The 9,261-nt window shown below is 73.0% G+C and carries 9 protein-coding genes; 5 read left to right on the top strand and 4 right to left on the bottom strand.

Translation table 11 applies throughout. The features are described from left to right. The first annotated feature begins 42 nt into the window (after nt 1–42). Nucleotides 43–1,131 (top strand): hypothetical protein, encoded by a 1,089-nt coding sequence (locus EYA84_RS19870; RefSeq protein WP_236145856.1) that lies wholly within the window; start codon nt 43–45, stop codon nt 1,129–1,131. A 19-nt stretch (nt 1,132–1,150) separates the two neighbouring features. On the opposite strand, the gene EYA84_RS19865 is transcribed toward EYA84_RS19870, so the two are convergent. After that, complete coding sequence (locus tag EYA84_RS19865) at nt 1,151–2,335, bottom strand: MFS transporter (RefSeq protein ID WP_131054551.1); 1,185 nt, start codon at nt 2,333–2,335, stop codon at nt 1,151–1,153. A gap of 130 nt (nt 2,336–2,465) precedes the next feature. On the opposite strand from EYA84_RS19865, the gene EYA84_RS32560 reads away from it, so the two are divergent. After that, a complete protein-coding gene (locus EYA84_RS32560) occupies nt 2,466–2,603 on the top strand; it encodes a hypothetical protein (protein ID WP_161595005.1) in 138 nt (45 codons plus the stop codon). Here the strand turns inward: EYA84_RS32560 and EYA84_RS19860 are convergent. Beyond that, the gene (locus tag EYA84_RS19860) at nt 2,590–3,570 is read right to left on the bottom strand and encodes a helix-turn-helix transcriptional regulator (protein WP_131054550.1); all 981 of its coding nucleotides are present in this window, start codon (nt 3,568–3,570) and stop codon (nt 2,590–2,592) included. The genes EYA84_RS32560 and EYA84_RS19860 overlap by 14 nt on opposite strands. Nucleotides 3,571–3,628: 58 nt before the next feature. On the opposite strand from EYA84_RS19860, the gene EYA84_RS19855 reads away from it, so the two are divergent. The 3 genes from EYA84_RS19855 (at nt 3,629) to EYA84_RS19845 (ending at nt 6,560) form a co-directional block, all read left to right on the top strand. Then, entirely contained in the window at nt 3,629–4,828 is a 1,200-nt protein-coding gene (locus EYA84_RS19855; RefSeq protein WP_131054549.1) for an MFS transporter, read from the top strand. A 148-nt stretch (nt 4,829–4,976) separates the two neighbouring features. Beyond that, nucleotides 4,977–5,855 (top strand): hypothetical protein, encoded by an 879-nt coding sequence (locus EYA84_RS19850; RefSeq protein ID WP_131054548.1) that lies wholly within the window; start codon nt 4,977–4,979, stop codon nt 5,853–5,855. 153 nt (nt 5,856–6,008) lie between these two features. After that, a complete protein-coding gene (locus EYA84_RS19845; protein WP_131054547.1) occupies nt 6,009–6,560 on the top strand; it encodes an AAA family ATPase in 552 nt (183 codons plus the stop codon). A gap of 27 nt (nt 6,561–6,587) precedes the next feature. Here EYA84_RS19845 and EYA84_RS19840 read toward each other — a convergent pair whose 3' ends face one another. Then, nucleotides 6,588–7,223, bottom strand: coding sequence for a response regulator transcription factor (locus tag EYA84_RS19840; protein WP_131054546.1), 636 nt, complete (start codon nt 7,221–7,223; stop codon nt 6,588–6,590). Continuing rightward, on the bottom strand, nt 7,195–9,261 hold a 2,067-nt coding region (locus EYA84_RS19835), incomplete at its 5' end, for a sensor histidine kinase (RefSeq protein ID WP_131054545.1). The genes EYA84_RS19840 and EYA84_RS19835, both read right to left, overlap by 29 nt.

Here is a 9,261-nt window from a genome sequence, read left to right as displayed (position 1 = left end):
GCGCTAGTCTCGTGGGCTCGGAGATGTGTATCAGCGACAGCGGTGGCGACGTCCTCGGCGCGCGCAAGCGCGACGTCGGCGGCCGATCGGAGGCCCTCGGCGGGCGTCCCGGTCGGTGCGCTCGCCACCACCGAGCGGGAAACGCCGGTCGTCAACCCACCGGACGACTCGGCACCGGCCCGCACCGGCCCGGAGAACCGACACGGTGACACCCGGCTGGTGCTGCTGGTCGGTGGGCTGGTGGTGGCCCTGCTGGCCGGATTCGGGCTGGGCCGCCTCGGCACCGGCGAGCCACGCACCACCAGCACGGGCGGCCCGCAGGCAGCCGCCGCCGGTTCCCCGGTCGCCGGAGCGGTGGCGGGCGACGGACACCAGCACCCGTCGGGCACCGGTCCCCACACGCACCCCGGCGACGGCACCGGCCAGGCGACCGGCACCGAGGTCAGCGTGAGCGGCTACACCCTCCAGCCGGTGCTGCGGACGCAACAGGCCGGCAAGGCCCTCGACTACCGGTTCCGGATCGTCGGCCCCGACGGGCAGCCCGCCACCCGGTTCGCGGTGGTGCACGAGAAGCCGCTGCACCTGATCGTGGTCGGCAACGACCTCGGCGGCTACCAGCACCTGCACCCGACGATGGCGTCGGACGGCACCTGGAGCGTCCCGCTGACCGTGGCGAAGGCCGGCGACTACCGCGTCTACGCCGACTTCTCCGTCACCACCACCGACGGTCGACAACTGCCGCTGGTGCTCGGCGTCGACCACCACGTCCCCGGGGCGTACACCCCGGCAGGGCTGCCACCGCCGCAGCGCGAGACGACCGCCGGGCCGTACTCGGTCGCGCTGGAGGGTACGCCCACGGTGGGCGTGACCACGCCACTGGCACTACGGGTCACCCGCACCGGCGGCACCGAGCCGGCCCGACTGGACCGCTACCTGGGCGCGTACGGGCACCTGGTGCTGATCCGGGAGGGGGACCTGGGTCTCGTGCACGTCCACCCCGAGCAGGAGCTGGTCGACGGCGCGGTGACGTTCTGGCTGACCCCGCCCAGCCCCGGCCGGTACCGCGCGTTCTTCGACTTCCAGGTCGACGGCGAGGTGCACACGGCCGCGTACACGGTCACCGTGACGTGATCGGACTCACGGCGGGGCGCTACGAGGTAGTGGGACCCCTGCGGAGCAGGACCGGTGCTGCCGCGAGCGTGGCGACGACTGCGCCGAGACCCGCGACGAGGAGGCTGGTCGCGCCGCCGAGGACCACCACGGCCGGTCCACCCAGCGCGGTGCCGGAGAGGTTGGCGCCGTTGAGGAGCGCCGAGGCGCAGGCGAAGGCACGACCCCGCACCTCGGCGGGTACCTCGGCGTGGATGAGGTTCCGGACGGCCAGGTTCTGCAGGGCGTTGGCGATGCCGGTGCACACGAAGCCGACGAGTGCCACGGCGAGGACGGGGAGCACGGCGACGACGGTCAGCGCCACACCCATGAGGAGCCCGGCTCCCGCGAGCACGCGCGGCTGGGCGGCCACCGGCACGCGGGGCGCGAGGAGGACCGACGCGGCCACCATGCCGACGGCGTGGGCGGTGAGCAGCAGTCCGTAGCCGACATCGGTGGTGCCCACGTCCTCGCGGGCGAAGAACACCCGGGCGGTGCTCATGGTGGCGGTGAAGACGACCGCAGCGGCCAGTGCGGAGACGGCGGTGACCAGCATGCGGTTGCGGCCCAGCACGACGACGCCCTCGCGCACCTGCTGCGACCAGTGTGCGCGAGCACCGGACACCGGCTCGCGGCGCACCGCGACGGCGGTGACGACCATCGCCATCAGCACGAACGACACCGCGTCGATCAGCAGTGCGCCCCGACTGCCGAACGCGGCCACGAGGATTCCGGCCAGGGCCGGCCCGAGGACGTTCCCGACCGCCCGGAAGGCTTCCAGGCGCCCGTAGCCGTACGCGACCCGTTCCTCACCGACGACTGCGGGCACCAGGAGCAACAGTGCCGGCGAGACGACGGCGAGACCGGCCCCCAACGCGGCCACGAGCAGCAGCGTGACGCCGACGTGATCGGTGAGTGCCACGACCACCACCACGGCGGCCTGCACCAGGGCGACCGCCGTGACCAGACGGCGGCTCTCCACCCGGTCGATCAACGGCGCGGCCAACGGCCCGATCACCACGATCGGCAGCACTCCCACCACCACGAGGGCGGAGATCAGGACCGCTGAGGCGCCCTGCTCGTAGAAGCGCAAGGTCAAGGCCACCAGCGCGACCTGGTCACCCATCGAGGAGATCGCGTAGGCCATGGCGACTGCGGTCAGCGCGGAACCGCCGCGAATCGGCATTCGACGATCCTGGCACGTCCTGCACGGTCGTGCCGCCTCACCATCCGCGTGTCAGGACCCGTCTGTCCGATGCTCGCGGTGGATCTGCCGCCGGAGGAAACTGATCGGGCTTCGGATACGTCCGATCGGCATGAAGATTCATCGAAGCGGGCGGCTGGTGGTCCTTCCTCTGCTGTTGCTGACCTCGCCGGCCGTTTACCGCGCGTTCTTCGACTTCCAGGTCGACGGCGAGGTGCACACGGCCGCGTACACGGTCACCGTGGAATGACCGGTCCGGCCGACGCGCCGACCCCGGCCAGGGCGGCGCCGCGCGCGGTGTGCCAGTACAACACCTCCCGGCCCGACCTCCGCCGGGTCACCATGCCGGCGTCGCGGAGCACCCGCAGATGGTCACCGACCGCGCCCAGGGACAGCCCGGTGATCGCCGCCAGTTGCGACGTACTCAGCGGATTCGTCAACCGGACGAGGATGTCCGCGCGGTTCGGGCCGATGAGCCGGTCCAGCCCGTCCGGCATCGGTGGGCTGTCGTCGGCGAGGATGCCGCTGGCCGGATAGACCATGCCGAAGAGGGTCGGCCGGTCCCACAGCACCCAGCCGCGCACACAGTGTGCCGGGACGAACACCAGATGCTCGGCCCGGTCGAGCGGCAACGGCGGTGCGGGGTAGTCGTTGACCTGGAGGTTGCCCTCGCCGAGCCACCGCACGGTGGGCTTGAAGTCGGCGAGTACGCCCGCCCAGCCCTGGGTGCTGAGCCGGGCGGTACGGGCCACCACGTCGGCCCGCAGGCGGCGTTCCCGCGCCGGCCACTCCGGTCGCACGGTCTGCGTCCACACCCAGTCGAGCAGGGCCAACACCTGGTCGACCAGGCCATCGCCGCACAGCAGGTCGGCGAGTGGACCCGGGCGGGCCGCCCGCAGGTCGGCGCGGATCCGGTCGTCGTCGCGCCCGGCGACCACCGCCAGTTCCTCGGCGAACGTCGGTGCCGCCGTCGCGGGTGCCAGGGTGAGGAAGTCGGCGGTCCAGCGCGGCTGGAACGCCGCCGCCAGCAACGCCGGCAGCAGCGGCCGGGCCGCCACCATCCGCTGGTACGCGTCGAGGTGCGGGCGGCGCCAGGCATGCTGCCACGGTCGACGTGGGCTGTGTAACGCCCGCAACGCGGCGACGGTGTCGGTCATCGGCGAGATGACGAAGCGGCTGTGCGCCAACAGATCCACCGGTACCTGCCAGACGGACATGTTTCGCCTCCAGCCGTAACTGTAGGGCGCGCGGCGACCTGCGCCGAGGATCGTCGGAGTGAGAACCTACTCGGAGCTGTTCGCCGTCCACGAATTCCGCAACCTCTTCGTGGCCAACTGCGCCGGCATCGCCGCGCACACCACCTCGGCGCTGGCTCTCGGCTCGCTCACCTACGTCGCGACCGGGTCGGCCCTGCTCACCGCGCTGAGCATGTTCGGCGCGCCGCTGGCCAGCGTGCTCGGCAGCCTGACCCTGCTCTCCGCCGCGGACAGCCTGCCGCCGCGCCGGGCGCTGACCATCGCCGCGCTCGTCGCGCTTGCCGGGGCGGCTCTCCAGGCGCTGCCGGGGCTGCCGTTGTGGGCCAGGTTCGCCCTGATCCTGACGGTTGCGTACGTCGGGTCGGTCACCGGCGGCGCCCGCTGGGCGCTGCTCAACGACATCCTGCCGCCCGGCGCGTACGTGCTCGGCCGGTCCACGCTGAACGTGAGCGTCGGCGTCATGCAGATCGCCGGTTTCGGGGCGGGTGGCGTGCTGCTGGTCTGGCTGAGTCCGTACCAGGTGTTCCTGGTCGCCACCGTGCTGCGGGCGGTGGCGGTGGCGGTGACCTGGTTCGGGCTGCGGGAGCGACCGGCCCGGGCGGACGCGTCGACCTCGACGGCCCGGACCATGCGGATCAACCGGGAACTGTGGGCCGATCCGGGACGCCGCTCGCTCTACCTCAACCTGTGGGTGCCCAGCGGCCTGGTCGTCGGCTGTGAGGCGCTGTTCCTGCCGTACGCCGGTGACCGCGCCGGTTTCCTCTTCGCCGCCGGCGCCCTCGGCATGCTCACCGGTGACGTCCTGGTGGGTCGCTTCCTCGGGCCGGCTACGCGCCAGCGTTGGGTGCTGTCGCTGCGACTGTTGTTGCCGTTGCCGTACCTCGCCTTCCTGGTCCGTCCGGAGCTGCCGCTCGCGGTGCTCGTCGCCATGGTCGCCTCGGTCGGTTTCGCGGCCTCGCTGCCGTTGCAGGAGCGGCTGCTTGCCCACTCCCCGCCACAGGCCCGTGGCCAGGTGCTCGGCCTGCAACAGAACGGCATGCTGACCGGGCAGGCGGTCTGCGCGGCGCTGGCCGGCGCGGTCGCCGACGTGATGCCGACTCATCGGGCGGTGGCCGTGCTGGCCGCCCTGTCTCTGGCGACGACGCTGCTACTCACCCGAGGACTGCGCCGCACCCGGCCAGAGGTGTCGCCGATCACCGCCGAACCGGCCCAGACCTGATGCGCTGACAGCCGAGGACGAGATGTAAGGAAGGGACCCCTACTAACGTCTGGTGAGGTAAAGGGGTCCCCTCCTTACATCCACGCCCGACGCGCGCGAAAGATGACGGCGGAAGAAACCGATCGGGCTCCGGATACGTCCGATCGGCATGAAGATTCATCGAAGCGGGCGGCTGGCGGTCCTTCCCCTGCTGTTGCTGACCTCGGCGGCCTGCGGCCAGCAGGGGGCCGGCGGCGCGGGCGACGCCGGTTCTCCCGAGCGCTCCTACTCGGCGGACTCCGTGGTGTTCCGGATGGACTACGTCGGCGGGTTCGTCACGCCGGCCATGCTGGCCACCCGCCTGCCCGCGATCAGCGTCTACGGCGACGGGCGGGTGATCACCGAGGGGCCGACGACGTTGCAGTATCCCGGCCCGGCCCTGCCCAACCTCCAGGTCCGCACGATCAGCGCCGACGAGGTCGAGAAGCTGGTGGCGCAGGCCCGGGCGGCGGGCGTCGGGGGAGTCTCCGACCTCGGGACCCCGCCGGTCGCGGACGCCGCCTCGACCCGGTTCACCCTCCTGGGTGACAAGGGCGTCGAGGAGTCCGAGGTCTACGCGCTCGGCGAGGCCACCGGCACCGACAGCGGCCTGAGCGCCGAGCAGCAGTCGGCCCGGGACAAGCTGCGCGCCTTCGCCGAGTCGCTGACCGACCCGTCGGGCCCGCTCGGCGACACCCTGGAGGACACCACCGCGTACGCGCCGACCGCCGTCGCGGCCGTTGCCGAGCCGTGGGTCGCCGACAGCGAGGCCGGCGAGCAGCCCGAGGTGGCCTGGCCGGGGCCGGCACTGCCCGGTGCCGCCCTCAGCAAGGACCTCGGGTTGGGCTGTGTGACGGTCACCGGTGACGAGGTGCGCACGCTGCTCGGTGCGGCGGCGAGCGCCAACATGGCGACGCCGTGGACCTCCGACGGCAAACAGTGGCGGGTCACCCTGCGGCCGCTGCTGCCCGACGAGTCGGACTGCGGCGACCTCGCCAACCGGCGTTGAGTCCGACCGGGCGGCCGGGCCGGGTGAACCGGCCGCCCGGCGGATCTCGGGTCGACCAGGATCGTGGTGCGAAAGCGCCCCTCCAGGGGCGGATCCGTACCACGATCTGGGCCCGGTCGACCGCGCGAAGATCACTCGGTAGGCTGCCGCGCGATGAACAGCCCGACTCGCATCCTGGTGTACGGGGTGCACGGCTCCGGCAAGTCCACCCTCGCGCAGCACTTGGCCCACCGGCTCGGGCTGCCCTGGCACCCGGTCGACGACCTGCTCTGGGAACCGGGCTGGGTGGAGGTGCCGGTCGCGGTGCAGCGCAGCCGGATCGAGGCGATCTGCCGCAAGGAGCGGTGGATCCTCGACGGGGCGTACCACGGCTGGCGGGACGTGCCGTTGGCCCGGGCCGACCTGGTGATCGGCCTGGACTATCCGCGTTGGCTCTCCTTCCGGTGGCTGCTGCGCCGCACCCTGGACCGGCTGCGGACCCGGGAGGAGATCTGCAACGGCAACCGCGAGTCGCTGGGCAGCGTGCTCTCCTCGGAGTCCGTCCTGGTCTGGCACCTCACCGGGTACGCCCGCGAACGCGCGCGGATGCGCGCCTGGCAGCAGGATCGGGCCGGGCCGCCGGTGCTGTTGTTCGACACCCCGCAGGCGCTGGAGCACTGGCTCGCCGCCCTACCGTCCCGCCCGCCCGGCGCACCGTCCCGCTGACCCGCCACACCAACGCGCCGCCCCGGCTCAGAGGCCCTGGCGGCGGGCCACGCTGATGGCCTGGGCGCGGTCGGCGACCTGGAGTTTGGCGAAGATGTTGGAGACGTGGTTGCGGACCGTCTTCGTGCTCAACCCCAGCCGGGTCGCGATCTGCGGATTGGTCAGGTGCGCGGCGATGAGCGTGAGGATCTCCCGCTCGCGTGCGGTGAGTTCGGGGAACGCCGGTTCGGCCCGGTCCAGCCCGGCGAAGTAGCCCATCAGCCGGGTGGCGATGGCCGGTCCGAAGATCGCCTCGCCGTCGGCGACCACCCGCACCGACCGGATGATCTCCAGTCGGCGGGCGCCCTTGAGCACGTACCCCCGGGCACCCGCGCGCAGCGCGGCGAAGACCGAGTCGTCGTCGTCGGCCATGGACAGGATCAGCACCCGCACGTGCGGGCTCATCCGGACCATCCGCTCGGTGGCCGCGATGCCGCCCATCCCCGGCATGGTCAGGTCGAGCAGCACCACGTCGGGTTGCACCCGGGCGAGTACGGCCAGCGCCTCCTCGCCGCTGGCCGCCTCGCCGCACACCTCGATGTCGGGGCTGGTGGCGAGCAGCGCGCGCAAGCCGGCCCGGAACGGCGCGTGGTCGTCAACCAGCAGGGTCCGGATCTGGTCCATCGGTCTCCTTCATACCGGTGAGCAGGGTGGCGGTCACCAGCGTGCCGGCGCCCGGTGTCGAGGTGACGACGCAGGAGCCGCCGAGTTCCTCGGCCCGTTCCCGCATCGTGTGCATGCCCACGCCGTCCGGCCGGTCGGGTCGGCGGCCCCGGCCGTCGTCGCGGATCTCCAGACACAGCCGCCCGCCGGAGACCCGCAGCCGCACCCGCACCTGGGTGGCGCGGGCGTGCCGCCGGGCGTTGGTGAGGGCCTCCATGGCGATGCGGTAGGCGGCCACCTCGGCCGCCGCGGAGAGCTCCGGCAGCACCGGTGGGGCGTCGAAGACCACCCGGGGCCCGTCGTCCGGCCAGCCGGCGATGTGCGACCGCAGTGCCCCGATCACGTCCATGGTGTCCAGCGCCGGTGGTCGCAGACCGTTGACCAGCCGCCGGACGTCGGCGACGGCGGTCTGGGCGTCCACCACGATCTCCTCCAGCAGCCGCTGGGTCGGCGGACCCGGTCCGAGTTCCTGGGCCGCCTCGGCGCGCATGGTCAACCCGGCCAGCGTCGGCCCGAGGCCGTCGTGCAGGTCGCGACGCAGCCGCCGCCGTTCCTCCTCGCGTGCCAGCACCAACTGCTCGCGGGAGCGTTGCAGGTCGGCGGCGAGCGACTGGGCCCGGTCCAGGGCACCGACCGCCTGCACCGCCACCCCGATGTGCCGGGCCAGGTCGCGCAGCAGCCGCAGTTCCCAGGCACCGAGCGTGGTCTCCCCGATCCGGGGGCCGAGCAGCAGGTGACCGACGGTGTCGTGGGCGGCCAGCGGAAGCCGCACCGGGTCCGGTGGCGGGACACCCAGCCGGTACGACCGGCCGTCGACCGTCTCGATCTCCACGTAGGAGAGCTGGAGCGCCTCGCGGACCGTCGCCGTGCTGGTGGCGAGGACGGCGGCGGCGTCCTGGGTCTGCTCCAGCCGCTGCCCCAGCCGGGCCAGCACCGCGTACGGGTCGTCACGTTCGCCGTACACGAGAAGGTTGACGCGGCGTTGCAGCCAGCCGCGCAGCGGCGCCAGGATCAGCGCCGCCACCGCCGCCGCGACGAACGAGACCGGCAGGCTCGCGGAGGCGTCGAAGCCGGCCCCGAGCAGACCGACGACCAGCACGTACGCGCCGCCGACCGCCACCGACAGGGCGACGAACACGGCGGTCCTGCTGATCAGCAGGTCGATGTCGAAGAGCCGGTGTCGCAGGACGGCGATGCCGATGGCCACCATGATCAGCGCGCCGCTGAGACCACCGGCCAGGTCCCAGAGCAGGTTGCCGTGCGGCCAGATGGTCGGGTGCGCGTCGGTCAGGCCGGCGACGAGCCGGGCGACCACCACACCGACCGCGAGCGCGACCGCGTACCCGAGCCACTTGACCTGCTGTCGGCGGACGCCCTGGGCCTGGCGGGCCTGCCACACCACGGCGCAGCCGGCGGCCACGTAGATGATCGCGCTGGCCAGGGTTGCCACGGCAGCGGTCGAGTCGGCGACGGGTTGCCAACCCGGTACGCCGAGCGGGTTGACCGCGCCGACCGGGCTGACCTGTTCGTTGGCGCCGGGTCGCAGCGCCCCGGCGACCATGGCGGCGACGCCGAGGAGCACCACCACCCAGACCGCCGGCCGCCATCGGGGCGACAGCAACCGGCCGTCGGGGAAGAACACCGGGATCAGCGCCACGGCCGCGTTGCCGGGCACCCAGAGCCAGTTCTGGGGCCAGGCCAGCACCTCGGCGAACGGCACCCGACCGGGTGCCACCACCAGCCCGTACGCGGCGTACTGGCCGCACGCCTCCTGGAGCGAGAAGCAGAACCCGCTGGTCAGGGCCAGCCAACCGATCGGGTTGTCCGGACGGTGGGCGGCGATCGCCGCGCCGACGATCGCGCACGAGGTCACCAGCAGCAGGTGTGACATGTCGCCCACCGAGCCGCCGTTGAGCACCGCCAGACCCACCGCGACGGCGGCCAGTTGCAGCGACGCCCCGCACAGCGCCCATGCGGCGCGGCGCGACCAGGCCGGGCG

Source organism: Verrucosispora sp. SN26_14.1, assembly GCF_004307965.1.
GTDB lineage: Bacteria > Actinomycetota > Actinomycetes > Mycobacteriales > Micromonosporaceae > Micromonospora.
This window is presented reverse-complemented; position numbering and strand designations above follow the sequence as displayed.